Source organism: Agromyces sp. CCNWLW203, from assembly GCF_036576125.1.
GTDB lineage: Bacteria > Actinomycetota > Actinomycetes > Actinomycetales > Microbacteriaceae > Agromyces.
Genome location: NZ_JAZHYX010000005.1, coordinates 1 through 25,771, shown reverse-complemented (window position 1 = coordinate 25,771; position 25,771 = coordinate 1). Strand labels below are relative to the sequence as shown.

The window sequence follows — 25,771 nt, the reverse complement described above, 5'->3', positions numbered from 1 at the left end:
GTGAGACTGCGTGCGTGCCGGGCGACCGCCCGGCACGCACGCCCAGCTCTGGAGACCATCCATGCACTCGACGAAACGCACCGTCCTCGCCGTCTCTACCGCCACCCTCTACACGCTGCTCATCTCAGCGCCGATCGTCGCGAACGCGACCCCCTCCGTGACGACCGTCGCCGAAGACCGCGCCGCCAAGACCCTCGTCATCGGCATCGACGGCGCGTCGTTCGACTTCCTGGCCCCCGCCGACATGCCGAACCTCGACGCGCTGCGCGACCAGGGCGTGACGGCGGCCAGCAACCTCTACGCCTCGCCCATGGCGGGCACCGTGTCGGGGCCCGGCTGGTCGACGATCGCCACGGGCGTCTGGCCCGACAAGCACCGCGTCACCGACAACAGCTTCAGCAACCCCGCCTACGCGACGTACCCCGACTACCTCAGCCGCATCGAGGCGGCGGACCCGGCGCGCGAGACGTACGTCGTCGGCACGTGGTCGCCGATACCCCAGACCATCTTCGGCCCGGCCGTCGACGAGCGCGTCGCGGGCGGCAATGACGCCGGCACCACGGCCCGCGCCGTCGAGAAGCTCTCGACCGGCGACCCCGACGACGTCTTCGTGCACCTCGACGAGGTCGACGGGGCGGGCCACTCGGTCGGCACGAATGGCGCCGCCTACGGAGCGGCGCTCGCCCGCGCCGACCAGCAGATCGGGCAGATCCTCGACGCCGTCGACGCCCGCGCCACGCGCGCCGACGAGGACTGGCTCATCGTCGTCACCGCCGACCACGGCCACACCCCGACCGGCGGCCACGGCGGCAGCACGCCCGGCGAGCGCAAGACGTTCGTGATCGCCGCGGGCGCCGGCATCGAACCCGGCTCGGTGCGGCACGACGTGAAGCTCGTCGACATCGCCCCGACGGTGATCGCCGCCGCCGGCATCGCCGCCGACTTCGCGTGGAACCTCGACGGCACGGCGATCGGCGAACTGGCGGCCGACGACTTCGACTCGGTGCGCGGCGCCCTGCAGACCCAGGTCGACGAGACCAGGCCCGGTGCCACCACGCTCGGCTGGACGCACACCGCTCCGGCCGACTGGAGCATCGACAACTCGGCGATGCCCACGGGCGGCGTGACCGAGCTGCGCGGCTGGACCTTCACGACCGACGAGTTCTGGACCAACGTCGAGCTCGGCCAGCTGCGCGAGACGAGTGTGCGGGGCCGCGACGTGTTCGCGGTCGCCGACTCCGACGAGTGGGACGACAAGGCGCACGCTGCGGGCCAGTTCGACTCGACCCTCGTGAGCCCGGCCTACCCGCTGAACGGCGCAACCACGGCGACCCTCGCCTACGCGACGAACTACCAGATCGACGGCCCGCAGACCGGCGAGGTGTTCGTGAGCTTCGACGGCGGCGCACCGGTGCTCGTGAAGTCGTACACCACCGCGACCAACGCCCACGAGCGGCTCGCGGTCAACGTGCCGGCGGGCGCGACCACGGCGCAGTTCCGGTTCCGCTACACGGGCACGAACAGCTTCTTCTGGATGGTCGACGGCGTGCGCCTCGAGCAGGCGGCGGCACCGTCGCTCGAGGTGTCGGCCGAGGCCGAGACGCGACTCATCAAGGGCAAGGTCGTCGTGGCGGTCAAGGCGACGAACCACTCACCGGTGCCCGTCGCTCTGACGCTGACGTCGGCGTACGGCACGAAGACCTTCGCAGAGGTGGCGCCCGGCGCGAACGTCGTGCACGCGTTCACGACCCGCAAGGCCAGCGTGCCGGCCGGCACCGTCGCGGTGCAGGCGACCGCGACCGTCGACGGCAGCCCGGTCACGGTCTCGGTCGACGCCGCGTACGCTGCGGCATCCACTCACTGAATCACTGCCGGTGCTCCGCCACTCGGCGGGGCATCGGCACCGTTCGGGCCGACTCGCGACTCCTCGGCGACGGCCGGGAAATGGGAGGATGGTGCAGTGACTGAACAGCTCCACGACATCACCGTCCGCGGTTTCGCCTCCGACAACTACTCGGGCGTGCACCCCGAGGTGCTCGCGGCGATCGCCGCCGCCAACAACGGGCACCAGGTCGCCTACGGCGAAGACGTCTACACCGAACGCCTGCAGCAGGTCTTCGCGCGGCACTTCGGCGAGGGCGTCGAGGCGTTCCCCGTCTTCAACGGCACCGGGGCCAACGTCACGGGGCTCCAGTCGATGCTCCCCCGCTGGGGCGCCGTGATCTCGGCGAGCACCGCGCACATCAACTCCGACGAGGGCGGCGCCCCCGAGCGCGTCGGCGGCATGAAGCTGCTCACCGTTCCCGCACCCGACGGCAAGCTCACGATCGACCTCATCGACCGCGAGGCCTGGGGCTGGGGCGACGAGCACCGCGCCCAGCCGCTCGTCGTGTCGATCACGCAGACCACCGAGCTCGGCACGGCGTACACCGCCGCCGAGGTGCGCGCGATCGCCGACCACGTGCACGAGCGCGGCATGACCCTGCACATGGACGGCGCACGCCTCTCGAACGCGGCCGCCTCGCTCGACCTCCCGCTCCGCGCCTTCACGCGCGACGCCGGGGTCGACGTACTGAGCGTCGGAGGCACCAAGAACGGTGCGCTCGGCGCCGAGGCGATCGTGGTGCTGAACCCCGAGGCATCCGTCGGTCTCAAGTACCTGCGCAAGCTCAACATGCAGCTCGCGTCGAAGATGCGCTTCACCTCGGCGCAGCTCATCGCGCTCTACGAGGGCGACCTCTGGATCGAGAGCGCCAGCCACGCGAACGCGATGGCCCGGCGCCTGCGCGACGCGCTCGACGCGGGCATCGCCGCCGGCGAGCTGCCGGGCCTCGGCTTCTCGCAGGAGACGCAGTCGAACGGCGTCTTCGCGACGCTGCCGGCGGGCGTCGCCGACCGGCTTCGCGAGCGGTTCCGCTTCTACGACTGGGATGCCGCGCGCGGCGAGGTGCGCTGGATGTGCTCGTTCGACACGAGCGAGGCCGACATCGACGCGTTCGTCGCCGGCATCCGCGAGGAGCTCGCCGCGGCGGCGGCGTAGGCCGGAGCGGCCGTACCGAGCCGGGCCCGACTGAGCTTCGACCCGGACCGCGCGCTCGCCTACTCGGGCGCGAGCACCTCGGTGTCGCGGTTCAGCGAGCGCTTCTGGAAGTAGTCGCGCGAGCCCGGGAAGAGCGCCCACACGAACATCAGCACGACGCCGAGCAGCAGCGAGCCGATGCCGACGATGAACGCGCCGCCGACACCGGCGAGCTGCGAGTAACCGTAATCGGGGTCGAGCATGTCGATCGCCGACTGCACGAACGCCCACGCCATGAAGATGCCGCCGAGCAGCGGGAACACGAGGCGGTAGAAGGTGTTGCGCACGCTGTCGAAGAGGCTCGCGCGGAAGTACCAGACGCACGCGAAGCTCGCGATGGCGTAGAAGAACGCGATCGCGAGGCCCATCGAGAGCAGCGAGTCGGCGAGCACGTCGGCCGAGACGAGGTTCATGCCCGCGTAGTAGACGATCGCGATGACGCCGACGAGGGTCGTCGAGAACGTCGGCGTCTTCGACGCCTCACTCACCTTCGCGAACCGGGCGGGCAGCGCCTGGTAGACGCCCATCGCGAAGGTGCCGCGAGCGGTCGGCAGGATCGTGGTCTGCGAGGAGGACAGTGCCGAGATCGCTACCGCGATCACCAGGAACCATCCCAGTGGGCCCATCGCCATGCCGGCGAGCACCGAGAACACGTCGTCGGCGTGCGCCTCGTTCGCGAGGCCCGTGCCGGTGTCGCCGAGACCGGCGTACATCATCGCGACGACGGTGATGCCCACGTAGGTGACGAGCAGGATCACGGTCGTGAGGGTTGCGGCGCGGCCCGGGGTGCGGCGCGGGTCCTTCGTCTCCTCGGTGAGGGCGAGGCAGGTGTCCCAGCCCCAGTAGATGAAGAGCGCGAGCAGGATCGCCTGCACCATGCCGGTGCCGTCGGCGAGGAACGGGTTGAACCAGTCGAGCGACACCGGGGTCGCGTCGGGTGCGTTGCCCGAGAAGTAGCCGACGAGGCATCCGATCACGAATGCGGCCATCGCGAGGTATTGGATCACGAGCAGTACCTGCTGCATGCGCTCGCCGATCTCGACGCCGCGCAGCGACACCCAGGTCATGGCGGCGATGATGACGCATCCGAACGCCGTCACGATCACGCGATCCTCGGCGAGCGAGCCGTCGCCGAGCAGGCTGAGCAGGTAGACCGAGGCGATCTCGGCGAGGTTCGCCATGACGAGCACGCCGGCGACCGCGATGCTCCAGCCCGCCATCCACCCGGTGCGCGGACCGAAGGCCTTCGCGGCCCACGTGAACACGGTGCCGCAGTCGGGCACGGCGTTGTTGAGCTCACGGTAGGCGAACGCCGTGAAGAGCATCGGCACGAACGCGAGGATGAACGCGATCGGCGCCTGCGCTCCGACGGCGATGATGACGTAGCCGAGGGTCGCGGCGAGTGAGAAGAGCGGCGCGGTCGAGGCGATGCCGATGACGGTCGAGCCCCAGAGTCCGAGCTTGCCGATCGCGAGGCCCTTCGTGGGCGCGGGATCGGTGGTGGGTGCGGCGCTCGCCGTCGTGGTGCTCATCGGGTGCCTTCTCGTCGTCGAGGGTGGAACGCACGCGGGCGGTTCCGACAGGTGGGACGGATCGAGCCTACACCGACCGACCAGACGGTCGGTGCCGACCGAATCCAGTGCCGCTCAGGCTGGAGTGCCGCTCAGGCCCGGGTGCCGCTGGACTGCATCGCCTCGAATGCGACGATCAGTGCCTCGACGCGATCGGGCGTGAGCACGTCCTCCCCATCAGCCAGGTTCATGAGCGCGTTGTGGTTCATACCGTCGCCGGCGAACAGCACCATGAGCGCGAGCCCCTCGTCGCCCGTCGCGGCGGCGAGCACGTCGAGCCACTCACGGCGGCACTCGCGGAGCACCTGGAGGGCCGCCTCATCGCCGGTCTGCGCGATGCGGTACCCCGCCTCGATGAGGAGTTCGAGCTCGCTCTCCCGGTCGAGCGACGACACGAGGTAGTACCGCACAGCGCCCTCGGGCGCCGTGCGCATCCGGTCTGCGTCGCGTCGGGCCTGCGCCCGCAGCTCGACGAAGAGGGCCGCCTGCAGGGCGGCGACCGAGGCGAAGTGGTGCAGCGCTCCCGACTTCGAGAGGCCGGCGCGACTCGCGACGGCCTCGAGGGTCGCACCGCGGATGCCGCGCTCGACCATGAGACGCGTGTAGGCCGAGAGCACTCGGGCGGCCGGGCCCTCGAGGGTGATCATCTGCTCATCGTACGAGGGACGCCGAGGCGGTCGCGCCGTGCTGGAGCCGTGCTGGGAATGCCTCACAGTTCCATGCGTTGCAATGGACTGGGACGACGACGACCCGGCATCTGTTTCCCCCATCTCTCGAAAGCTGCGCACCATGACACTCGTCACCGATCTCACGTCCCGCAAGGCCGACACCACGGCACCGCTCATCGACCCGCTGGTCGACCGCTGGAGCCCCCGCGCCTTCGACCCGGACGCCGTCATCGACGCCGAGACCCTGCGCACCGTGCTCGAAGCCGCCCGCTGGGCACCGTCGGCGAACAACTCGCAGCCCTGGCGCTTCATCGTCGCCCGCCGCGGCACCCCCGCGTTCACCATCGCGCACGATGCGATGGCGGGCTTCAACCAGGCCTGGGCCGACTCGGCGGCGGCACTCGTGCTGAACATCGCCGAGACCGCCGACGACGAGGGCACGCCCCGCCCGTGGGCACGCTACGACCTCGGACAGGCCGTCGCGCACCTCACCGTGCAGGCGCAGCACGAAGGCCTGCACACCCACCAGATGGGCGGGTTCGACGCCGCGAAGCTGCACGCCGCGTTCGACCTCGCCGACAACCTCGAAGTCGTCTCGATCACCACGATCGGCGTGCTCGGCGACATCGACGCCCTGCCCGAGGTGCTCCGCGAACGCGAGAGCGCCCCGCGCCTGCGCAAGCCCCTCTCGGAGCTCGTGCTCATCGGCGAGTAGCGGCCGCTGCGCTACGCGTCGACCGGATCGACGACCGAGATCGGCCGCGTCGGTGGCTCGTGCCGCACCGGCGTGGCCGCCATGACGCGCTTCAGGCGCCACGCGGCGACGACGGCGAGCACGCTGAGCGCGAGGTGCATGCCGAGGAACGCATCGCCGAGCCCGGCGCCGAGCAGCACGCCCGCGACGAGCGGTCCGGCCGCTGTGAACGCGGTCTGCAGCGCCGACATCGCGCCGAGCGTGCTGCCGACCATGCCCTTCCGCGCGAGCGAGGCGATGAGCGGGTTCAGCACGGGGCTGTAGATCGTCTCGCCGACGGCGAAGATGCCGTAGGTCATGACGAACATCGCCGAGGCGACGCCGGGCGCGAGCTGGGCGCTCGCGAGCACGACCCACGCGGCGACCCAGATGGCACCGACGGCCATCAGCAGGGCGGGCGCGCTGTACTTCGCGGTGAGGCGCACGACCACGACCTGCAACGCGACGATCACGATGCAGTTCACGGCCGCCGCGGTGCCGACCGCGACCGGGTCCACCTCGAGCACCGTGATGCCGTAGGCGGGCATGCCCGACTCGAACTGCGCGTAGAAGCCGAGGGCGAGGGCGATCATGACGACCGAGGTCCACCGCAGCGCAGGGTTCGCGAACACCAGGCGGAAGGCGCTGGGGCGACGTTCGTCGCCGAGGCCGACCGCTGCCGCCTCCGCCGTGAACTCGGGGCTGCGCCGGGCGCCGCGGCCGGCGAGGGCGATGATCGCCGACGACACCGCGAAGCCTGCGGCCGCCATGAGGAACCCGACGTCGAGCCCGTCGTGCCGACCGAGGTCGATGATCTGCCCGGCGAGGAACGCGCCCGCGGCCATGCCGAGCGCCTCACCGGTGAACTTGTACGCGAAGACCTTGCGGCGGTCGTCGGTCGACGACCACTCGAGCGCGAGCACCTGCTTGGCGGGCACCGCTGCGGCGAGCCCCAGTCCGAAGACGAGCATGCCGCCGAGGAAGACGGCGGGACCGTCGGCGAAGATGAGCGACGCCGCTCCCGCTGCGCCGAGCAGCTGCGCGGCGACCGCGACGTGCACCGGGTTGAACCGGTCGGCGAGACGCCCGGCGACCGGCGCCGCGACGAGCGCCCCGACCGAGAAGAGCGACGACGCGGCGGCCGCCACGAGGGCGCCCCAGCCGCGGGTGTCGGCCGCGTAGGCGTACTGGTAGGGGAGCACGGCGCCCCAGCCGAGCATGCCGATGCTCGATGCGAGAATGAGCAGCTTCGCGCGCATGGCACGCCCACCTTTCCGAGGGTCCTGGTCTCGAGTGAGACGGATGCCTCCCCCTGCACTTGCTCGAAGAGGAGGCGATGATTCGAACACGAACTATTCGATATCGAAATATTAGCAACCGAACATCCCATGCGAGAATTCCCACATGGCCAAACGAACTCCGTCAGCGCAGGAACTGCACCGCCGAGCCGTCGCGACCTACGTCGCAGCCGGCGGCGAGGAGTCCGTGCAGCGGGTCATCACAGCCGTGCAGGGCCTCACGAAGAAGCTCGACCAGTGGTACGTCAGGCAGCTCGCCGACCTCGACGTGAGTTCCGGTGAGTGGGCCGTCGTCACCTCGCTCGCGAAGGCCGGCGAAGCACTCACGCCGAGCCAGCTCGCCGAACTCACGAACGTCGCGCCGTCGTCGATGACGCATCGCCTCGACAAGCTCGCCGACCGCGGCCTCGTCGAGCGCGCCGCCGACCCCGACAACCGCACCCGCATCCTCGTGAGCCTCACCGAGGAGGGATGGGGACTCTTCAGTCAGGCGATCCGCGACTCCGACGTCGTCGAGTCCGACGTGCTGCAAGACCTCGGCGACGCCGAGCGCGCCGAGCTCGCGCGCCTGCTCGAGGTCGTCATCGCGAGGCTCGACGACATCGACGCGTGATCAGGCCCCGACGGAGCTGAACTCCGCAGCGCCGTCGCGTGAATCAGGCGCAGGTGGGCCGGAGCGGCCCCGCGTTCAGCCGACTTGGTCTCGCAGATGGGCACGCAACTGCTCCACGACGAGATCGTGGTCGGCGAGCTCGGGCAACCCCGACACGCCGACCGCGCCGATGACCCCGGCCTCGCGGATCCGGATCGGCACGACCCCGCCGTGCGCCGCGAACTCCCTCGGGTCGAGCCGGGCGTGCACATCGAAGTCCTCGCCCTTGGCGCGGAACTCCTCGCCGACGAGCATCGACGCCCGACCGAACCGCTGGACGACACGATGCTTGCGATCGAGCCAGCCGTCGTTGTCGGCGCTCGCGCCGGGCAGGGCGACATGGAACACCCGCTGCTGCCCGAACCAGATCGCGATCGCGACCGGAAGCCCGGCCTCAGCGGCCGCACTGCGCAGGCGCCCGCCGAGCGTCCACGCGTCATCGAGCGTGAACCGGTCGAACTGCAGTTCGGATTCCTCGGCGATGAGCCGTTCCAGGAGCTCGGTCACGGGCGCAGCAGCACCTTCGTGGCGCGCCGCTCGTCCATCGCCGCATAGGCCTCGGCCGCGTCGGCGAGCGGCAGTTCGAGGTCGAAGACGAGCCCGGGCTCGATCGCGCCCGACCGCACCTCGGGCAGCAGCTCCTCGATGTAGCCGCGCACGGGTGCGACGCCGCCGTTCACCCCGACGTTGCGGTTGAAGAGCGGCCGCACCGGCAGTTCGGGCCCGCCGTTCGGCACACCGACGTAGCCGACCATGCCGCCGGGGCGGGCGGAGCGGATCGCCTGGTCCATCGACTCCTTCGTGCCGACGCACTCCAGCACCCGGTCGGCGCCGAGGCCGTCGGTCAGCTCCTGCACCCGCGCAACGCCCTCTGCGCCGCGCTCCTCGACGATGTGCGTCGCGCCGAATCGACGGGCGAGCGCCTGGCGTTCAGGATGCCGCGACATCGCGATGATCGTCTCGGCACCGAGTCGCTTCGCCGCGATGACCGCGCAGAGGCCGACCGCACCGTCGCCCACGACGGCGACCGTGTCGCCCGCCGAGACGCCGGCCGAGACCGCGGCGTGGTGGCCGGTGCCCATGACGTCGGCGAGGCTCAGCAGGCCCGGTACCTCCTCGTCGCCGACCGGCCCCGGCACGACGACGAGGGTGCCGTCGGCGAGCGGCACGCGCACGCGCTCGCCCTGGCCGCCGTCGGCGAAGGCCCCGGCCCGGTCGTCGGAGCCCCACCATCCGCCGTTCAGGCACGAGGTCGAGACGCCGTTGCGGCAGTTCGCGCACGTGTTGTCACAGACGTAGAAAGGGGCGATCACGAAGTCGCCGACGGCGATCGCCGCGACATCCTCGCCGACCGCCTCGACCACGCCGATGAACTCGTGCCCGATGCGGTGCGGCTCGTGCGTGGGCGTCACGCCCCGGTACGGCCAGAGGTCGGAGCCGCAGACGCACGCGGCGACGACCTTCACGATGGCGTCGGCGCCGGTCGCGAGCACCGGGTCGGGCACGGTTTCGACACGGATGTCGCGGGGCGCGTGGATGACGGTGGCGAGCATGCACCGAGCCTACGACGCACTGCGGCGTTGATCGAGACCAGTTCGAACCACGAACGGGGCCGACCGCGGCAGCGGTCGACCCCGTCGAGGTGTCAGTGGCTGACGAACGTCAGCGCCTGACGAGCGTCAGCGCCCGATGGCGGCGAGCGCGTTCACGATGCCCTGGCCGTAGAACCCGTTCTTCGTGGGCGATCCCTCGCACGTGTGCGTCGAGGTCGCCGTGGTGCCGTTCGGCAGCTGCCGCACGTAGGTGAACTCGGCGGGCACGGGGCACGCCGTGTCGACCGCCGACGAGAGCAACTTCGCCTCGACGGCGTCGGGCGACAGCGTCTTGCCGCCGTGCTCCTTGTCGCGCTTGCCGAACTGGCCGACGATGAGCGTCGCGACGCCCGCGGCGTGCGGCGAGGCCATCGAGGTGCCCTGCAGGTACTGGTAGTAGCCGCAGTTCTCACCGGATGCGTCGCAGCTCTCGACGGCCCACGGCACGATGACGTCGCCGTTCTCGTCGATCGCGCCCTCGGCTTCGGCGAGCGCGGTCGGGTACGCCGCGAGGATGCCGGCGGCGTAGTCGCGAGTGCCCTCGGCGGTGTCGTAGACGTCGCCGCCGGGAGCCGCGACATCGACGTAGCCGTTGCCGTAGTCGGAGTAGTACGACTTGCGCTCACTCGGGCCGGTGCTGCTCACCGTGATGACGCCGGAACCCTCGCTCGGCATCGAGATGCACGAGGCCGGGTCGAGCAGGTCGCGCGTGTAGGCGATCTCACCGGGCACGCTCGCGAAGTCGGGGCTCGAGGCGTCGCTGATGACCTTCGTGTAGTCGGTCGCGCCGTTGCCGGCCGCGGAGACGAGCGTCACGCCGTTGCCGCGCGCGTAGTCGAGGGCGCGCTGCATCGCGGTGATGACGGTCTGCTGCTCGGCCTGGTCCTCGGGCGAGTCGGCGGGGTGCGAGGTGCAGTTGAACAGCCACGGGTCGACGTAGTAGCTCATGTTGACGACGTCGATGCCGTGGTCGCCCGCGTAGGTGAGGGCGTCGAGCGAGGCCTGCAGGAAGAAGTAGCCCGAGTCCTGGCCCGCGCGCAGGTTCACGATGGTCGCGTCGGGCGCGACGCCCGCGACGCCGATGCCGTTGATGGGCGAGGCGATGGTCGAGGCGACGTGCGTGCCGTGACCGTTCTCGTCGACGTCGGCGGCGTCCTCGCACGACTGGTCGGGCTCGTCGGCGCACGCGCCGTCGATCGGGTCGCCGTTGGCGTCGGTCTCGATGTCGACCGTGAAGTTGCGGCTGAGGTCGGCGTCGAAGTTCGGTGCGATGTCGGGGTGGGTTCCGTCGACACCGGTGTCGAGGATTCCGACGAGCACGCCGCGGCTCTTGTCGTGGCGGTAGGAGCCGTCGACCGTGGCGTCGATGGCCTGCATGTCCCACTGCAGGTCGGCGAGCGGTTCGGCGAGCGGCCGGCCGTTCGACGGGCGCGTCGCGGGGGCTCCGGCGGCCGCGGCGTTCTCGCCGGCACCCCGCAGGTCGGCCTTCGCAGCGTCGAACTTCTCGGCGGCGCCGGCGCCCTTCTGCGCCTTCGGCACGTCGGCGATGACGCGGTTCAGCGCGGTGCCCTCGATGACCGACTGGGCGGCGGCTTCAGCGGCGAAGCCGGCCTCGGTGGTCACGACGGTCGCGACGCCGACCTCGGTGTTCTCGGCGATGATCGTTCCGCCGGCGGCCGCGACGGCTGCTCGGGTCGCCTCGGTCGAGGCGCCTTCAGCGAAGAGCACGACGTACTGCTGTTCGCCGCTCACCTCGTCGCCGCTCGAGTTCGCCGCACCGGCCGGGCCGGCGACGATCGCCGTCAGGGCGAGCGCCAGCACAGAGGTGGTTGCGATGGATTTGAATCTCAACATGTTCGTCCAATCCGTGGGCAGTCAATGAGCGCGATCCTTCCATGCGCCGCGAACGAGGGGCAAGAGCGACGCGCGAAGCTCCCGGGTATCCGCGTGGACGAGCGACCGAGCGCACGTTCCAGGGTGCACGGGCAAGAATCGTGCGTCGGCGACCCCGACGCCCCCGCCTCACACGTGCGGCACGAACTCCTGCCATGCGAGTCGCTTCTCGCGGCGAGGGTCGGGTTCGACGCGGTCGCCGCGATCGAAGACGAGGGTGCGCCGGCCGGCCTCGTCGTAGCGTGGCCAGTCGTCGAGGGGCGCTCCGGATGCCGCGAGCGCGACCCAGTGCGCCTGCATGCGCCGCCCGACCGCACGGAACATGCGCCGCCCGCCGAGCAGTGTCAGCCCGGCGCCGGTCAGCGTGTCGAACTTCTCGAAGAGGGCGAAGAGTTCGAGACCGTGCGTCGCATCGAGACCGAGGAGCCGCGGCATCCGTGGGGCCGCATCGAACCGGTACATCCAGGTGGGCGCGTAGCGCGAGTGCCGCTCGGCCGCCTTCACCGAGGGGAACCAGAACGTGAAGTCGCCGGCGAAGTCGGCTGCGGGTCGCCGCTCGGGAAGCCCGGGGTACTGCCGCTTGATGGCCTTGCGGGAGCGCTTGCGAGTGTTCGCGAAGATCGCGCGGATGCGCGGTTTCGTGGTCGGCAGGATGCTGATGCGCCCCTCGAAGAGCGAACCCTCGCGGTCGTTCGTGCCGATGATGAGCGGCACCCGGTGCGCGAGTCCGTCGCGGAACGCGTCGAGGGGGCGGTGCGGCAGGAAGGCGCCGTCGATGACCGGCGCGAGGCTGATCGTGCCGGGATCCTCGTCGGGCGTGCGGGTCGTCAGGGCGGTCGTCGCCTCCGCGAGCTGCATGGCGTCTGCGGTGCACAGCATCGTCGCGGCATCCTCGACCGATTCGCTCTCGAGGTCGTCGTCGTCGACCACGCGACTGAGCAGCTTCACGTACTCGCCCGCCCAGCGCGCGGTCGTCTCGGGCAGGTAGACCGCGTTCGCGGGCGAGCTCTGCGCGATCGCGCGGGCGAACAGCCCCTCGGCAGCGGGAACCGTGAGCAGCGTCGTCACCGAGTTCGCGCCGGCGGACTCGCCGAAGAGCGTCACACGGTCGGGGTCGCCGCCGAACGAGCGGATGTTGCGGCGCACCCATTCGAGTGCGGCGACCTGATCGCGGAGGCCGAGGTTCGCCTCGATCGGGCGTTCGGGCGTCGAGTAGGCTCGGAAGTCGAGCCAGCCGAGTGCCCCGAGACGGTAGTTCAGGCTGACGTAGACGACCCCGTGCTCGCGCACGAGTCGCTCGCCCTGGCGCGGGTACTCGCCGGAGGATCCGACGCTGTAGGCGCCGCCGTGGATGAAGACCATCACGGGGCGGCCGGGCGACCCGGCTGTGGCGCTTGCCTCCGCCGCTTCGTCGGGGGCGATGACGTTGACGCTCAGGCAGTCCTCGCTGCGCACGAGGCCGGGCGCGGCGCCGATGAACTGGCCCTTCCGCTTCTGCGGCGCGACCGGGCCGAACTCGGCGGCATCGCGAACGCCGTCCCATCCGATCGCCGGCCGCGGCGCCCGGAAGCGCGCCTCGTCACCGGTCGACGCGGCATACGGGATGCCCCGCCAGCAGCGCACGCCGTGCCGGCGCACCCCGCGCACCGCGCCCGTCTCGGTCTCGACGACGAGCGCGCGTTCGACGTGCACTCCTGCCCCCAGCAGCATGGCTGGAGCCTACGCCCGTCGGGTGAACGGAAGGCGTCGGCTCAGGAGCCCGAGGAGCGAGCCGACAGCCGCGTCGGCGAGGGAACGAGCATGCGCAGCGCCCAGCCGAAGAGGATGAACACCACGCCGACGCCCGCGGCGAAGAAGGCGACGCCGAACGAGACGACCGAGGTGAAGAGCGAGGCACGCAGGAACGACGCGTTCATCATGGTGTCGCGCACCGGGTCGTCCTGCGCGAGCTCGGCGTAGGTCTTGCCGCCGCTCGCCTCGAGCGCGTGCATGTTGATGACCCCCGCCTGGATGAAGGCGTCGATCGGGCCGTCGACGACCTTGCCGGCGAACATCGGCGCGTCGTCGGGAATCGTGATGTTCTCGGCTCGCAGCTGGGTCGAGACGGCGATCCAGACGACGACCGCCACGACGATCATCGCGATGCCGCCCACGACGCCGGCCAATCCGATCAGGCGGATGCCCCGTCGCTGGCCGTGCGTCAGCACGACCTCGCCGATCTCGTCTCCGTTGTTCACTGCAGACATGTCGCCCTCCCCCGGGATCGAACCGCTGTCGCCACCATAACGGGGCGGATCCGGGCCTCGGTGGACCCGGCCCGGCGGGGTGGATCGCGCGGGCCTCGTGCGAGTGGCGGAATGTCGGCGGCCTCGGCAAGAATGCTGCAAGTGATCAGTGCGAGGACGTTCTGGGGCGCCCTGCCCACCGAGGGCCGGTGGCTGCTGTCGACCGTCGCCATCCAGACGCTCGGCCGCGGACTCACCCTGCCGTTCACGATCATCTACCTGCACGAGGTGCGTGGCTTCGACCTCGGCCTGTCGGGCGCGCTCATGAGCCTCATCGCGGTCGTCGGGCTCATCGTCACCGGCCCGGGCGGTACGCTCATCGACCGGTTCGGCGCCAAGGCCGTGCTGCTCGCCGGGCTCGTCTCGATGATCGCCGGCTGCACGCTGCTCGCGTTCGCGACGCATCCGGCCGTCGCCGCCGTCGCACTCGTGCTCATCGGCGTGAACTTCGGCGTCTCCTGGCCCGGGTTCAACGCGCTCATCGCCGCCGTGGTCTCGGGCGACCTGCGCCAGCAATACTTCGGCGTCAACTTCGCGCTCGTGAACCTCGGCATCGGGGTCGGCGGCATCATCGGCGGGTTCTACGTCGACGTCGACTCTCCCGAGACCTTCACCGTGATCTTCCTCATCGACGCCGCGAGCGCGCTGATTCCCATGGCGCTGCTCCTCGGCCCGCTCCGCCACGTGCGCACGCAGTCCGAACCGAGCGAGGAATCGGCCGCGGCGGGGGGCTATCGCGAGATCATCCGCCAGCCCGCCGTGCTGTGGCTCACGCTCCTCACCTTCATCGCCATGTTCATCGGCTACGGCCAGATGGAGGCCGGGTTCCCCGCCTACGCGCGTCAGGTCGCCGAGGTCTCGACGCGGGTGATCGGGCTCGCGTTCGCGGTCAACACCGCGGTCATCGTGCTGCTGCAGTTCACCGTGCTCGCGAGAATCAGCGGCCGGCGGCGCACCCGGGTGATGCTCGTCATGGCGGGCGTCTGGGCGACCTCGTGGCTGATCCTCGGCGCTGCCGGGCTCCTGCCCGACACGCTCGCCGCCGCTCTCGGAGTGCTCGCGTTCATGGGCGTCTTCGCCTTCGGCGAGACCCTGCTGCAGCCGACGGTGCCCGCGATCTACAACGACCTCGCCTCCGACCACAACCGTGGCCGGTACAACGCGATCAACTCGGCGGCGTTCCAGGGCGGGGCGATCGCCGGCCCGATCGCCGCGGGCCTGCTGCTCGACCATGGCCTCGACGCCGTGTACATCGCGGTGATGGTCATCGGCTGCCTCGGCATCGGCGCGCTGGCGCTGGCCCTCGAGCGACGCATCCCGCCGAGCGTGAACGGCGTGCGGGCTCCCGAGCCCGAGAGCGACGTCGCCATCGAGTGACGGGCGCGCAGTACGGCGCGGCATCCGCTCGGTGCTTCGAACGGATGCCGCAAGGCGCCGCCTACTCGACCGGCAGCTCGGCGCGTGCCACCGTGAGCGAGTCGCCGTCGTCGGCCAGGCCGACCACGACGGTGTCGCCGTCGCGCACCTCCCCCGTGAGCAGCGCCCGGGCGAGCCGGTCGTCGATCTCGTGCTGCATGAGGCGGCGAAGCGGCCGCGCACCGTACAGCGGGTCGTACCCGCGCTCGGCGAGCCAGGCTCGCGCGTCGGGCGTGACGCCGAGCTGCAGCCGCCGCTCGTGCAGTCGCGCCGACAGTCGGTCGATGTAGAGGTTGACGATCTCGGCGAGCTCGTCTTCGCTGAGCGCCGAGAACACGACGATGTCGTCGAGCCGGTTCACGAACTCGGGCTTGAACGCCTGCCGCACGGTCTGCAGCACGGCCTGCTCCTTCTCGTCCCAGCTGAGCGACGGGTCGATCAGGTACTGCGAGCCGAGGTTCGAGGTGAGGATCAGGATCGTGTTCCTGAAATCCACCGTGCGACCCTGGCCGTCGGTGAGGCGCCCGTCGTCGAGCACCTGCAGCAGCACGTCGAAGACCTCGGGGTGCGCCTTCTCGACCTCGTCGAAGAGGATCACCGAGTAGGGCCGACGACGCACGGCCTCGGTGAGCTGGCCGCCCTGGTCGTAGCCGACGTACCCGGGGGGCGCACCGACGAGCCGGGAGACCGAGAACTTCTCGCCGTACTCCGACATGTCGATGCGCACCATGGCGTGCTCGTCGTCGAAGAGGAAGTCGGCGAGCGACTTCGCGAGCTCGGTCTTGCCGACACCCGTGGGGCCGAGGAACAGGAAGGATCCGGTCGGCCGGTTGGGGTCGCTGATGCCCGCGCGCGAGCGGCGCACGGAGTCGGCGACCGCCGCGACGGCGCGCTTCTGGCCGATGAGGCGTTTGCCGAGCTCCTGCTCGAGGTGCAGCAGCTTCTCGGTCTCGCCCTGCAGCAGCCGGCCGACGGGGATGCCCGTCCACGCGGCGATGACTTGGGCGATGTCCTCTTCAGTGACCTGCTCGTTGACCATGCGGGGCTCGTCGGGAGCCTGCTCGGCCTGCTCGGCCGCCTCGAGGTCGCGCTGCAGCCGGGCGATCGTCTCGTACTCGAGCTTCGAGGCCTTCGCGTAGTCGGCCTCGCGCATTGCGCGATCGCGCTGGGTGACCGCGTCGTCGAGCTGCTTCTTCAGGTCGCCGACGCGGTTCAGCGACATCCGCTCGCGTGCCCACCGCTCCTCGAGCCCGGCGAGCTCGCGCTCCTGCTCGACGAGCGTCTCGCGCAGCTTCGCGAGCCGCTCCTTCGACGCGTCGTCCTTCTCCTTCTTGAGGGCGAGCTCCTCGAGCTTCATGCGGTCGACCTGGCGCTTCAGCTGGTCGATCTCGACGGGGCTCGAGTCGATCTCCATCTTGAGGCGCGACATGGCCTCGTCGACGAGGTCGATCGCCTTGTCGGGCAGTTGCCGGGCAGAGATGTAGCGGTTCGACAGGGATGCCGCGGCGACGAGTGCGGCGTCGGAGATCGTGACCCCGTGGTGGGCCTCGTAGCGGCCCTTGAGCCCGCGGAGGATCGCGACGGTGTCTTCGACGCTCGGCTCGCCGACGTACACCTGCTGGAAGCGGCGTTCGAGCGCGGCGTCCTTCTCGATGTATTCGCGGTACTCGTTGAGCGTGGTCGCGCCGATGAGTCGCAGCTCACCGCGGGCGAGCATGGGCTTCAGCATGTTGGACGCCGCGACGGAGCCCTCGCCGCCGCCGGCACCCATGAGCAGGTGCAGCTCGTCGACGAAGGTGATGATCTCGCCCTCGGCGTCGTTGATCTCCTTGAGCACGGCCTTCAGCCGCTCCTCGAATTGGCCGCGGTACATGGCACCGGCGACGAGCGCGGAGATGTCGAGCGAGATGAGCTGCTTGTTCTTCAGCGACTCGGCGACGTCGCCCGCGACGATGCGCTGCGCGAGTCCTTCGACGACGGCGGTCTTGCCGACGCCCGGCTCGCCGATGAGCACGGGGTTGTTCTTCGTGCGGCGCGTGAGCACCTGGCTGACGCGGCGGATCTCGGCGTCGCGCCCGATCACGGGGTCGAGCTTGCCCGCCTTCGCGATCTCGGTGAGGTTGACGCCGTATTGTTCGAGCGCCGACTTCTGCTCCTCTTGCGTGCTCGGCGCGCCCTGCATGTTGGCCACAGGCTCTCCCTTCGTTCAAAACTTGAGTGTACTTAACTCAACTTTGCCGAGAGGGCTGGTATTCCGACTTCCGCGCCGAATCTCCCCCACCGGTCACGCTAGACGGATGCCGCGTGGCGCGCCAGTGATCGACAGGCCGGGTCAGCGCATCAGATCTACGGAGAGCACGGTGGTGCGCACGATGCCGGCGGGCGTCGGCGACTCGAACCGCACCGGCATGCCAGGGAACGCCCGGGCGAACCAGAACGACTCGACCGGCGCGTCGGTCACATCGCCCTCGCGCGTGTCGTAGCGCACGCATTCGAGCCGCCCCATCGGAAGCTCGAGCGTCTCCTCGGCCACCGTCGTTCGCTCGGCCGGAAACGCGGCGTGCCACTGCAATTCGAGCCACGTCACACGACCGCTCACGACCTGACCGTCGACCCCGCCGTCGAGGGTCGCACGCCAGCGTTCGAGCGTCGCGCCCTCTGCGTCGCAGTCGCTGAAGCGGTTGACGCGCTCGAACCGGGTGCCGTCGGGTTCCTCGATGAGGATGCGGATCGTCTTGCCCGTGCCGGTCGCGTCGCGGATCTCGTCGGCAGTGAAGGGTGTCGGCAAGAGTCCCGGCCCGAGCACATGGGAATCGCCGTCGTCGCGGTCGCTCATGCACGACAGTCTGCGTCATCCGCCGTCGTCTCGACAGGGTCGCGGCGCCTGAACTCCGCCGATCTACTCGACGGGCGTCGCGTACACCTAGCGCCGGCGAACGAGCGCGCGGACGGTGATCACGATGCCGGCGATGCACCATGCGACCAGCACCACGAGGTCTCGGCCGCTCGCCTCGAAGCTGTCGGCCGCGAGCCCGGCCCGCAGAAGATCCGCGCCTGGGCGCAGCGGGAGGAAGTCGTGCACCGTCTGGAACCACTCGGGAAGCTGGCTCGCGGCGAACGTGATCGGCGAGAAGAGCAGCACGAAGAAGACCAGCACCTGAGAGACCAGCTGCGCGAGCATCGGCTGGAGGCTCACCGCGATCGCGTACCCGACCGCCGTCGCCATCACGGTGACGAGGACGGCAGCGGCGATGAGGAGCGGCCAGTCGAACGAGAAGTCGAGGTCGTACCTGAGCCAGCCCACGACGATGGCGACGGCGATACTCGGCAACGCGATGATGAGCCATACGGTGAGATCGGCTGCGAACAGGAGCGGGCGGGCAAGCGGCAGCGCGCGCATGTAGTCGAAGCTGCCGTCGGCGCGGGCACGTGAGACCCCCTGAGGCACGATCACCAGCCCGATGGTGAGGAGCAGGACGGTGGGCGCTCCGGTGGAGAGGAACATCGCCGTCGCCGAATCGATGTCGGGGATGAGGAACCCGAACCCGATGATGATGCCGGCGGCGAGGAGGGCCTGGATGATGATGACGAGCGGCAGCAGGCTGCCGATCTGCGCGAGAGTCCAGCGCAGCAGCGTGGTGTAGCTGGTCCAGGGGCTCACGTTCACGGGATCGGGCATCGACCGAGGTGCCGCGCCGAGTTCGGTCGACGCGGTCGCGGTGGGGAGCTCAGACATTCGGGGCCTCCAGGGGGACGGGAGCGGTCGTGGCGTGCGGAGCGGCGTCGTCGCTCCCGCGGGAGGCGAGAGCGAGGTACGCGTCCTCGAGTGTGGTCGGCCCGAGCGAGTAGCCATCGAGCCGGTTGCGGGTCCGTAGCGCCGTCGCCCAGGCGACCGCCGGTGCCGCCTCGCTCGCAGGAACCGTCATCAGCACGCGTCGCCCGGTACGCACAAGACGCAACGGGGCGACCGGAAGGCCGCGGGCATCCGCGGTGGGGTCCGATCCACCGGGCGGAAGTTCGAGTTCGAGCCTGAGGTCGCCGTCATGCGTGCCGCGAAGATGGGCGGGCGAGCCTGAGGCGATCACCTTGCCGCGGTTCAGGATGACGAGGTCGTCGACGATACGCTCCGCCTCGACGACGTTGTGAGTGACGAGCAGCACGCCGGCGCCATCGTCGCCCCGCCGTCGAACAGCGTTCCAGAGCAGGCGGCGCCGCGAGGCGTCGATGTCGTTCGTCGGCTCATCCAGGACGAGCAGGGGCGTGGGGGCCACGACGGTCATCGCGAAGGCCGTGAGGCGTCGGATGCCTCCTGACAAGCCCCGACCCTCGGGCAGCGCACGCTCATCGAGCCATTGCGCGATGTCCAGTTCCTCGGCCAAGCCGGTCGCGGCGGCTCGCGCGTCCCGGTTCGACAGGCCGCGGATGCGCCCGGCGATCTCGATCGCCGTTCGCGGTGTCAGCCCGTCGATCGGCGCCTGCGCCTGCGGCTGCATCGCGACGTGCCGTCGCGCGCCGGCCGGGTCGGCGACCGCGTCGGTGCCGCCGACGTGGATGGTCCCGGCATCCGGCCGGAGCAGGCCGACGATCTGCGAGACGAGGGTGGTCTTTCCGGCGCCGTTATGCCCGAGCAGGCCGACGACTTCGCCGGGCCTCACCCGCAACGACACCGCATCGTTCGCGACGGTTGCGCCGAAGCGGCGGGTGAGGCCGGCAATATGCAGGACATCTCGGTCCATGGAATTCTCCCCAAAATACTATTGGTATCTGAATACCGAGGGTATTCAAATACCCGAAGCATGTCAATATGGCGACCCGCCGTATGATCTGTGCATGGCCACCCCTGCTTCTCCCCGCTCTCGGCAGGAGAGCCAGCGGCACACGCGCGATGCGCTGGTGCTCGCGGCGCGCGCAGTGTTCGCCCGCGACGGGTACCACGGCGCGAACCTCGAGCTCATCGCTCGCGAGGCCGGCTTCTCCAAAGGCGCTGTGTACTCGAACTTCGACGGCAAGGCTGCGCTCTTTCTCGCCGTGATGGACGCGAACCTGGAGACGGCGCTCGCCGACGGCTCATGGGATCTCTTCGAGCAGCCCGACGATCCCGACTCCGGACGCTACGCGAGCGAAGAGGTCGTCGAGGCGATCCGCGGTTTCGCACTCGCGTCGCTCGAGTTCATCGCGACGGCCGCACGCGACGAGCGCCTCGCGGTCGAGCTGGGAAAGCGAATGACCCTCTTGACCGACGCCTATGTCGCAATCGCCCAGGAGTCGCGCCCCGAGGACGAGATCCTGTCCACGAACGAAGTCGGGGCGCTGCTCGCTGCGCTCGATCAAGGCGCCGCCCTGCTCACCCTCAGCGGCAGCGCCGCGCTCGATCAGCGCGTGACGCGCGCCGGCATGCGGCGCCTGCTGGATCCGAGCCGCGCGGGCGAATACGAAGACGACGGCACCGCGACCGGACCCGCAATGCACGACCGGGTCATCCAGCGCAGGATCGCCGACGCGATCGAAGGCCAGCTGTCCCCCGAAGAACGGCGAGCATAGGGCGGGCGATCCGCCGTCGGTCCCGCCAGCCGCAATGCGAGGGACGCGCGATGGCGGCGATAGGCGCGTGCCGCGTCATCCGCCGCCATGTGGACTCGATCACGGCGTATTCAATGCTTTCTCATACGTTCGTCGGCAATGCTCGAAGTCCGACCGTGGGGAGCACGCATGCAGAAGCGCACGAAGATCATCACCACCTCGATCATCGCGGGAGTACTCGTGCTCGGCGGGGTCGCCGCCGTCGCGGGGCCGATCGTGTACCGCGACCTCATCGTCGGCGAGGCCGAGTCGGCCCCGTCGGTCACGGTCGCCCCCTCCGCGACGGCCGAGGCCGGAGCCGGAGCCGGAGCCGGAGCCGAGGCATCCGATCTCACGGGCGACTGGACCGTGGCCGACGGGTCGTTCGCCGGCTACCGCGTCGACGAGGTGCTGAACGGCACCGACGTGACGGTCACCGGCCGCACCTCCGACGTGACCGGCGGCTTCACGGTCGACGGGCTCAGCCTCACCGCCGCGTCGCTCGAAGTCGACGTCGCCTCGATCGCCACCGACTCGGGCAACCGCGACGAGTACTTCCGCTCGAACGCGATGCGGGCGAGCGAATTCCCGACGGCGACTTTCGTGCTGACCGAGCCGGTCACGGCGGCCGCCGCTCCGACCGTCGGCGAAGTGCAGACGGTGCAGGCCACGGGCGACCTCACGCTCGCGGGCGTCACGCGCAGCGTGACCGTCGATCTCGAAGCGGTCTGGAACGGCAGCGACGGCCAGGTCGCCGGCAGCATTCCCATCACCTTCGCCGACTTCGGCGTCGAAGCGCCGAACCTCGGCTTCGTCTCGGTCGAGCCCGACGGGTTCGTCGAATTCTCGCTCGTGCTCGCGCGGGGCTGAGCCTGCCCGGCCGCTGAGCCGACTCGGCGGCGGTGTGGCAGTCTTCAGCGATGGACGCATCCGTTGACCAGCCGCAGATCGGGAGCATCACCGTCGAGCGCGCAGCCCTGAGCGAGCACGGGACAGAGCTCGCAGCCCTGCTCCGAACGCTCGATCTCGACGTGTCGACCGAAGCGCTGCCGACCGGCACTCCCCCGTCGGGGTGGCGGGTGCTGACCAGCCTGGAGTACGCGATCGTGCTCGGCAGCCCGGTCGGTGATGGATCGAGCTGGTGGCGCATCGCGCAGGTGTCGCCGCCTCGAGACGGCTCGCCCGCCCGCATGCAGGTGCACCCCGAGCCGCAGGCGCTCCGGAGGAGTCGCGCCGAGCGCAGTCTGGGCCTCGTGCTGCGCTGGCCCGAGGTCACGCGCACCGAGCCCGACTTCGACCAGCTCGCCGTCGACGTCGTCAACACGGGGGATGAGCGTTGGCGGCCCGATGGCGACTCCTTCAGGGCGATCGGGTTGATCACCCGGCCGGGCGACGCATTCGGAGCCATCTACTTCGGCTTCGTCGGCGGCGGGCCGCCGGCGTTCGCACTCGACCCGGGCGACTACACCCGGGTGGCCGTGCACATCGACCCGAACCAGTGGAAGGATCTGGAACCGGGGCGCCACGAGCTCTCCGCATGGCTCATCGACCTCGGCGTGCGAACCGAGACACCTTTGGAGGTCGACCTGACCGCCGAGCTCATCGAGGCGCACCAGCCGCCCGCCGGTCGCCGGCAGCCGCCGGCCCCCGACCGAGGCCACTTTCAACCCATGGGGAACTCTCCAGTGAGTCGGATGCTGCAGCGGTCAGGGGATGAGGAGCGTGCGGAGCGCTTCGCCGGATTCGAGATCGTCGAACGCCTCGGCGGCCTCGGCGAGCGGGCGGCGCGCCGAGATCAGCGGATCGAGCTTGAGCTGGCCGTCCATGTAGCGGTCGACGAGCGCGGGGATGTCGATGGAGGGCCGGACCGAGCCGTAGTTCGAGCCGAGGATGCGCTGGTCGGCCTCGGCGAGCACGAGCGGCTCGAACGAGGCCTTGGCGCCCGTGGGCGGCAGTCCGACGATCACGGCGGCGCCGCCGAGGCCGAGCATGCGGATCGCCTGCTCGGTCGTCGAGGTGCGCCCGATCGCGTCGAACGCGTAGTCGACGCCGTCGGGGATGAGGGCGAAGAGCGCCTCGACCGCGTCGACTTGCGAGGCGTCGATCTGGTCGGTGGCGCCGAACTGCACGGCGAGCGCGGTCTTGTCGGCGCGCACGTCGATCGCGACGATCCGCTCGGCGCCCGCGAGACGGGCGCCCTGCACGACGTTGAGGCCGACGCCGCCGCATCCGATGACGACGACGGTCGAGCCGGGCTCGACGGCGGCGGTGTTGAGCACCGCGCCCACGCCGGTCGCGACGGCGCAGCCGACGACGGCGACGACGTCGAGCGGTGCGTCGTCGCGCACCTTCACGGCACCGGATGCCGGCACGACGACCTCTTCGGCGAACGACGAGACGCCGAGGTAGTGGTGCAGCGACTCCTCGCCCTGCGAGAGCCGCGAGGTGCCGTCGAAGAGCACGCCCTTCGGGGCGACGACCGTGGCGACCTTCTGGCAGCGGGCCTCGTGGCCCGAGCGGCAGTAGCGGCACTCGCCGCACGGCGGTACCCACGAGAGCACCACGTGGTCGCCGACGGCGAGCGACGTGACGCCCTCGCCGAGCTCGACGACCACGCCGGACCCCTCATGACCCATGACGAGCGGTGCCGGGGCGTCCCATTCCCCTCGCTTCACGTGCAGGTCGGAGTGGCAGACGCCCGCCGCCGCGATCTTGACGCGGACCTCGCCGGCTTTCGGGGCGGCGAGGTCGACATCGGCGACCTCGATCGGCGTCTCCGGTGCGCGGAAGACGATGGCTTTCATGATGCTCCCTTGGATCAGTGCTGGGGTACGCCCCGATGCTAGGCAGGCTCGAGGCCCCGAGTCACTGTGAAGAATGTCGAGAGGTCAGCGGATGCCGCGGCATTTCGTACACTCGAAGGCATGGCCCGTGACGTGCTCTCGATCGCCCGCGTGCTCGGCGGCGAGCTCATCGGCGGCGGCACCGCCCCCGCGACGCCGGTCGACGCCGCGCTTCGGCTCGAGGAGTTCAGCGTCGTCGGCCACCCCGGCTTCGCGACCCTCGTCGTCGCCGGAGCCGAGCACCTCGTGTCGGCACTCACCGCCGGCGGTCCGCGCGCCGACACTTTGGCCGGCGCCGTGCTCGTCAGCCACGGCGCCACGCGCGCGCTCCGGCGTGCCGTCGAGTCGGCGGGTGCCACGGCGATCGTCGGCGCCGAGGCATCCGACGCGGTGCTGCATCCGCTGCTCGTAGCCCTGCTCGCGACCGACCAGGCCGCTGAGGACCGGCTCGTGACCACCGGCACGAAGGTGCTCACCCAGGTCGCGCGGCGCGGCGGCGTCGCCGCGGTCGTCGCCGAGCTCGCCCACCGCATCGACGGGTGGGCGGTGCTGCTCGATCCGCACGGCCAGGTGATCTCGACCGCGGGCGCAGGTGGACTCCACGTGCAGGACGCGGTCGCCGTCGCGTTCAGCCGGCCGGTGCGCGTGCGGCACCCGGGCCTGCAGGTGCATCCCGTGGGCGCCGGCGAAGACCTGAGCGCCTACCTCGTCATCTCCTCGCGCGAGGCGTCGATGAGTCGGGGCCGCGACCTGGCATCGCAAGCGGCGGCGCTGCTCGACCTGATCCTGCGCACGCACGACCGCACGACGACCGAGCGACTCGGGCGCGAGGTGATGATGGGCACCCTGCTCGAGGGCGGGCCGGCCGCGGCCGGACTCCTCCGCCGCTGGGGCGTGCACGAGAGCTCGCTCACCGGGTTCGCGCTCACCGCCCGATCGAAATCGGTCGACCTCGAACGCCTCGTGACCCGCTGGCTCGACGAACTCGGCAGCGTGCACCTCATCACCGAGGAGGCGGGGCACCTGCTCGGGTTCCTCCGCGACGATCGCGTCGACGACCTGGTGCGCAGGGTCGAGGGCGTCACGGCCGATGCCCGCACACCGCTCCGGCTCGGGCTCGGCTCCGCCGCGGCATCCGATGCCCTCGCCCGCACCGCCACCGAGGCGAGGCAAGCGCTCGACATCGCGGTCACCGATGGCCGCACCGTATCGCGCTACCAGGCGCTGCCCACCGTGGCCCTCGTGCTCGACCGGCTCGACTCCGGCGACAACGCCAGGCTCGCCGAAGTGCTCGACCCGCTGCGCGGTGACGACGGCCTGCACGGCGAACTCAGCCGCACCCTGCGCGTCTACCTCGCCGAGCACGGCTCATGGGGCGTGGCCGCCGAGCAGCTCGGCGTGCACCGTCAGACGCTCACGAACCGCATCCACCGCGTCGAGGAGCTCACCGGCCTCTCGATGGGCAGTCCCGACGATCGCACCGCAGCGTGGCTCGCGATCCGCGCGCTCGAGCGCTGAGGAGTCGGTGAACGGCGAGCCGCCCACCCCATCGGAATGACTCGGCGCAGCGTGGGGTTATCGTCGAGGAGACCATCGAGGAGGATCCATGCCATTGGAAGGCGAGTACGGGCCGAGCACGTCCGCGTGGGCGCGGAAGCAGGCCGAGGCGTTCGAGGCGTCGAACGGCGAGTCGTCGAACACCCTCAGGGGCATGCCGATCATCGTGCTCACCACGGTCGGGGCGAAGTCGGGCAAGCTCCGCAAGACCGCCCTCATGCGCGTCGAGCACGACGGCGAGTATGCGATCGTCGCCTCGCTCGGCGGTGCGCCGAAGCATCCGGTCTGGTACTGGAACGTGAAGAAACACCCGCACGTCGAACTGCAGGACGGCGGCGAGAAGCACGACTACGAGGCGCGCGAGCTCGAGGGTGAGGAGCGCGAGGCCTGGTGGGCGCGCGCTGTCGAGGCCTACCCGCCCTACGCCGATTACCAGGTGAAGACCGAGCGCCTCATCCCCGTGTTCAAGCTGACGCGCGTCGTGCTCTGACCCCCGGCTTGGGCGTTAAACGAAAGAGAGCCGCCCAACTTTGGGCGGCTCTCTTCGTAATGTTTGTCCGGCGGTGTCCTACTCTCCCACAGGGTCCCCCCTGCAGTACCATCGGCGCTGCGAGTCTTAGCTTCC

The 25,771-nt window shown here is 70.4% G+C and carries 23 protein-coding genes and 1 rRNA gene; 9 read left to right on the top strand and 15 right to left on the bottom strand.

All coding sequences use genetic code 11. The annotated features are described in order from the left end of the window. The first annotated feature begins 61 nt into the window (after positions 1–61). Positions 62–1,864: an alkaline phosphatase family protein gene (locus VPH61_RS12270; protein WP_332063784.1), complete on the top strand. Its 1,803-nt coding sequence runs from the start codon at positions 62–64 to the stop codon at positions 1,862–1,864. A gap of 96 nt (positions 1,865–1,960) precedes the next feature. Beyond that, complete coding sequence (locus VPH61_RS12265; protein WP_332063783.1) at positions 1,961–3,040, top strand: threonine aldolase family protein; 1,080 nt, start codon at positions 1,961–1,963, stop codon at positions 3,038–3,040. Positions 3,041–3,099: 59 nt separating this feature from the next. Here the strand turns inward: VPH61_RS12265 and VPH61_RS12260 are convergent, their stop codons facing one another. Both VPH61_RS12260 and VPH61_RS12255 read right to left on the bottom strand, forming a co-directional pair. Next, positions 3,100–4,611: an APC family permease gene (locus VPH61_RS12260; RefSeq protein ID WP_332063782.1), complete on the bottom strand. Its 1,512-nt coding sequence runs from the start codon at positions 4,609–4,611 to the stop codon at positions 3,100–3,102. 131 nt (positions 4,612–4,742) lie between these two features. Next, the gene (locus VPH61_RS12255; RefSeq protein WP_332063781.1) at positions 4,743–5,297 is read right to left on the bottom strand and encodes a TetR/AcrR family transcriptional regulator; all 555 of its coding nucleotides are present in this window, start codon (positions 5,295–5,297) and stop codon (positions 4,743–4,745) included. Between the two features lie 142 nt (positions 5,298–5,439). Here VPH61_RS12255 and VPH61_RS12250 point away from each other — a divergent pair, with 142 nt between their 5' ends. After that, positions 5,440–6,033 (top strand): nitroreductase family protein, encoded by a 594-nt coding sequence (locus tag VPH61_RS12250; protein WP_332063780.1) that lies wholly within the window; start codon positions 5,440–5,442, stop codon positions 6,031–6,033. Between the two features lie 11 nt (positions 6,034–6,044). Here VPH61_RS12250 and VPH61_RS12245 read toward each other — a convergent pair whose 3' ends face one another. Further along, complete coding sequence (locus tag VPH61_RS12245) at positions 6,045–7,310, bottom strand: MFS transporter (protein ID WP_332063779.1); 1,266 nt, start codon at positions 7,308–7,310, stop codon at positions 6,045–6,047. Positions 7,311–7,455: 145 nt separating this feature from the next. Between VPH61_RS12245 and VPH61_RS12240 the strand changes: the two genes are divergently transcribed. Next, on the top strand, positions 7,456–7,962 hold the full coding sequence (locus VPH61_RS12240; protein WP_332063778.1) for a MarR family winged helix-turn-helix transcriptional regulator: 507 nt from the start codon (positions 7,456–7,458) through the stop codon (positions 7,960–7,962). A 75-nt stretch (positions 7,963–8,037) separates the two neighbouring features. Here VPH61_RS12240 and VPH61_RS12235 read toward each other — a convergent pair whose 3' ends face one another. From VPH61_RS12235 to VPH61_RS12215, 5 genes are all read right to left on the bottom strand, one after another. Further along, positions 8,038–8,508, bottom strand: a complete 471-nt coding sequence (locus VPH61_RS12235; protein WP_332063777.1) for a heme-degrading domain-containing protein — start codon at positions 8,506–8,508, stop codon at positions 8,038–8,040. Then, positions 8,505–9,554, bottom strand: coding sequence for a zinc-dependent alcohol dehydrogenase family protein (locus VPH61_RS12230; RefSeq protein WP_332063776.1), 1,050 nt, complete (start codon positions 9,552–9,554; stop codon positions 8,505–8,507). Before VPH61_RS12230 ends, VPH61_RS12235 begins: the two co-directional genes overlap by 4 nt. A gap of 126 nt (positions 9,555–9,680) precedes the next feature. Next, positions 9,681–11,447 (bottom strand): S8 family serine peptidase, encoded by a 1,767-nt coding sequence (locus tag VPH61_RS12225; RefSeq protein ID WP_332063775.1) that lies wholly within the window; start codon positions 11,445–11,447, stop codon positions 9,681–9,683. A 168-nt stretch (positions 11,448–11,615) separates the two neighbouring features. Next, the gene (locus VPH61_RS12220) at positions 11,616–13,196 is read right to left on the bottom strand and encodes a carboxylesterase/lipase family protein (protein WP_332063774.1); all 1,581 of its coding nucleotides are present in this window, start codon (positions 13,194–13,196) and stop codon (positions 11,616–11,618) included. A 41-nt stretch (positions 13,197–13,237) separates the two neighbouring features. After that, the gene (locus tag VPH61_RS12215) at positions 13,238–13,732 is read right to left on the bottom strand and encodes an aromatic ring-opening dioxygenase LigA (protein ID WP_332063773.1); all 495 of its coding nucleotides are present in this window, start codon (positions 13,730–13,732) and stop codon (positions 13,238–13,240) included. 132 nt (positions 13,733–13,864) lie between these two features. Here VPH61_RS12215 and VPH61_RS12210 point away from each other — a divergent pair, with 132 nt between their 5' ends. Next, positions 13,865–15,148 (top strand): MFS transporter, encoded by a 1,284-nt coding sequence (locus VPH61_RS12210; protein ID WP_332063772.1) that lies wholly within the window; start codon positions 13,865–13,867, stop codon positions 15,146–15,148. 61 nt (positions 15,149–15,209) lie between these two features. On the opposite strand, the gene VPH61_RS12205 is transcribed toward VPH61_RS12210, so the two are convergent. The 4 genes from VPH61_RS12205 to VPH61_RS12190 all read right to left on the bottom strand — a co-directional run bounded on the left by VPH61_RS12205 (position 15,210) and on the right by VPH61_RS12190 (position 19,923). Further along, positions 15,210–17,378 (bottom strand): ATP-dependent Clp protease ATP-binding subunit, encoded by a 2,169-nt coding sequence (locus tag VPH61_RS12205; RefSeq protein ID WP_332063771.1) that lies wholly within the window; start codon positions 17,376–17,378, stop codon positions 15,210–15,212. Between the two features lie 141 nt (positions 17,379–17,519). Next, positions 17,520–18,023: a hypothetical protein gene (locus VPH61_RS12200; protein ID WP_332063770.1), complete on the bottom strand. Its 504-nt coding sequence runs from the start codon at positions 18,021–18,023 to the stop codon at positions 17,520–17,522. A gap of 87 nt (positions 18,024–18,110) precedes the next feature. Beyond that, positions 18,111–18,923 carry an ABC transporter permease gene (locus tag VPH61_RS12195; RefSeq protein WP_332063769.1) on the bottom strand — a complete coding sequence of 271 codons (813 nt, stop codon included), beginning with the start codon at positions 18,921–18,923 and terminating at the stop codon, positions 18,111–18,113. Continuing rightward, entirely contained in the window at positions 18,916–19,923 is a 1,008-nt protein-coding gene (locus VPH61_RS12190) for an ABC transporter ATP-binding protein (protein WP_332063768.1), read from the bottom strand. Before VPH61_RS12190 ends, VPH61_RS12195 begins: the two co-directional genes overlap by 8 nt. Here VPH61_RS12190 and VPH61_RS12185 point away from each other — a divergent pair. Together VPH61_RS12185 and VPH61_RS12180 are read left to right on the top strand one after the other, a co-directional pair. After that, positions 19,922–20,728 carry a TetR/AcrR family transcriptional regulator gene (locus VPH61_RS12185; protein WP_332063767.1) on the top strand — a complete coding sequence of 269 codons (807 nt, stop codon included), beginning with the start codon at positions 19,922–19,924 and terminating at the stop codon, positions 20,726–20,728. The two genes, VPH61_RS12190 and VPH61_RS12185, sit on opposite strands and share 2 nt — an antisense overlap. Positions 20,729–20,896: 168 nt before the next feature. After that, a complete protein-coding gene (locus VPH61_RS12180; protein WP_332063766.1) occupies positions 20,897–21,616 on the top strand; it encodes a YceI family protein in 720 nt (239 codons plus the stop codon). Between the two features lie 44 nt (positions 21,617–21,660). On the opposite strand, the gene VPH61_RS12175 is transcribed toward VPH61_RS12180, so the two are convergent. Next, a complete protein-coding gene (locus tag VPH61_RS12175) occupies positions 21,661–22,407 on the bottom strand; it encodes a hypothetical protein (RefSeq protein ID WP_332063765.1) in 747 nt (248 codons plus the stop codon). A 45-nt stretch (positions 22,408–22,452) separates the two neighbouring features. Further along, positions 22,453–23,550: a Zn-dependent alcohol dehydrogenase gene (locus tag VPH61_RS12170; RefSeq protein ID WP_332063764.1), complete on the bottom strand. Its 1,098-nt coding sequence runs from the start codon at positions 23,548–23,550 to the stop codon at positions 22,453–22,455. 120 nt (positions 23,551–23,670) lie between these two features. Between VPH61_RS12170 and VPH61_RS12165 the strand changes: the two genes are divergently transcribed. Both VPH61_RS12165 and VPH61_RS12160 read left to right on the top strand, forming a co-directional pair. Beyond that, positions 23,671–25,107, top strand: coding sequence for a PucR family transcriptional regulator (locus tag VPH61_RS12165; protein WP_332063763.1), 1,437 nt, complete (start codon positions 23,671–23,673; stop codon positions 25,105–25,107). 88 nt (positions 25,108–25,195) lie between these two features. After that, on the top strand, positions 25,196–25,636 hold the full coding sequence (locus tag VPH61_RS12160; protein WP_332063762.1) for a nitroreductase family deazaflavin-dependent oxidoreductase: 441 nt from the start codon (positions 25,196–25,198) through the stop codon (positions 25,634–25,636). A gap of 65 nt (positions 25,637–25,701) precedes the next feature. Here VPH61_RS12160 and rrf read toward each other — a convergent pair. Beyond that, positions 25,702–25,771: ribosomal RNA gene (gene rrf / locus VPH61_RS18855) — 5S ribosomal RNA — on the bottom strand; the annotation flags it as partial.

What these genes read in the sequence shown, in the direction of transcription:
- VPH61_RS12165 (WP_332063763.1), top strand. Translation starts at nt 23,671, where the DNA reads ATGGCCCGTGACGTGCTCTCGATCGCCCGCGTGCTCGGCGGCGAGCTC.
- VPH61_RS12160 (WP_332063762.1), top strand. Translation starts at nt 25,196, where the DNA reads ATGCCATTGGAAGGCGAGTACGGGCCGAGCACGTCCGCGTGGGCGCGG.
- VPH61_RS12180 (WP_332063766.1), top strand. Translation starts at nt 20,897, where the DNA reads ATGCAGAAGCGCACGAAGATCATCACCACCTCGATCATCGCGGGAGTA.
- VPH61_RS12245 (WP_332063779.1), bottom strand. Translation starts at nt 7,310, where the DNA reads ATGCGCGCGAAGCTGCTCATTCTCGCATCGAGCATCGGCATGCTCGGC.
- VPH61_RS12210 (WP_332063772.1), top strand. Translation starts at nt 13,865, where the DNA reads ATGCTGCAAGTGATCAGTGCGAGGACGTTCTGGGGCGCCCTGCCCACC.
- VPH61_RS12255 (WP_332063781.1), bottom strand. Translation starts at nt 5,297, where the DNA reads ATGATCACCCTCGAGGGCCCGGCCGCCCGAGTGCTCTCGGCCTACACG.
- VPH61_RS12220 (WP_332063774.1), bottom strand. Translation starts at nt 13,196, where the DNA reads ATGCTGCTGGGGGCAGGAGTGCACGTCGAACGCGCGCTCGTCGTCGAG.
- VPH61_RS12200 (WP_332063770.1), bottom strand. Translation starts at nt 18,023, where the DNA reads ATGAGCGACCGCGACGACGGCGATTCCCATGTGCTCGGGCCGGGACTC.
- VPH61_RS12250 (WP_332063780.1), top strand. Translation starts at nt 5,440, where the DNA reads ATGACACTCGTCACCGATCTCACGTCCCGCAAGGCCGACACCACGGCA.
- VPH61_RS12190 (WP_332063768.1), bottom strand. Translation starts at nt 19,923, where the DNA reads ATGGACCGAGATGTCCTGCATATTGCCGGCCTCACCCGCCGCTTCGGC.
- VPH61_RS12270 (WP_332063784.1), top strand. Translation starts at nt 62, where the DNA reads ATGCACTCGACGAAACGCACCGTCCTCGCCGTCTCTACCGCCACCCTC.
- VPH61_RS12185 (WP_332063767.1), top strand. Translation starts at nt 19,922, where the DNA reads ATGGAATTCTCCCCAAAATACTATTGGTATCTGAATACCGAGGGTATT.
- VPH61_RS12225 (WP_332063775.1), bottom strand. Translation starts at nt 11,447, where the DNA reads ATGTTGAGATTCAAATCCATCGCAACCACCTCTGTGCTGGCGCTCGCC.
- VPH61_RS12170 (WP_332063764.1), bottom strand. Translation starts at nt 23,550, where the DNA reads ATGAAAGCCATCGTCTTCCGCGCACCGGAGACGCCGATCGAGGTCGCC.
- VPH61_RS12240 (WP_332063778.1), top strand. Translation starts at nt 7,456, where the DNA reads ATGGCCAAACGAACTCCGTCAGCGCAGGAACTGCACCGCCGAGCCGTC.
- VPH61_RS12230 (WP_332063776.1), bottom strand. Translation starts at nt 9,554, where the DNA reads ATGCTCGCCACCGTCATCCACGCGCCCCGCGACATCCGTGTCGAAACC.
- VPH61_RS12195 (WP_332063769.1), bottom strand. Translation starts at nt 18,923, where the DNA reads ATGTCTGAGCTCCCCACCGCGACCGCGTCGACCGAACTCGGCGCGGCA.
- VPH61_RS12260 (WP_332063782.1), bottom strand. Translation starts at nt 4,611, where the DNA reads ATGAGCACCACGACGGCGAGCGCCGCACCCACCACCGATCCCGCGCCC.
- VPH61_RS12215 (WP_332063773.1), bottom strand. Translation starts at nt 13,732, where the DNA reads ATGTCTGCAGTGAACAACGGAGACGAGATCGGCGAGGTCGTGCTGACG.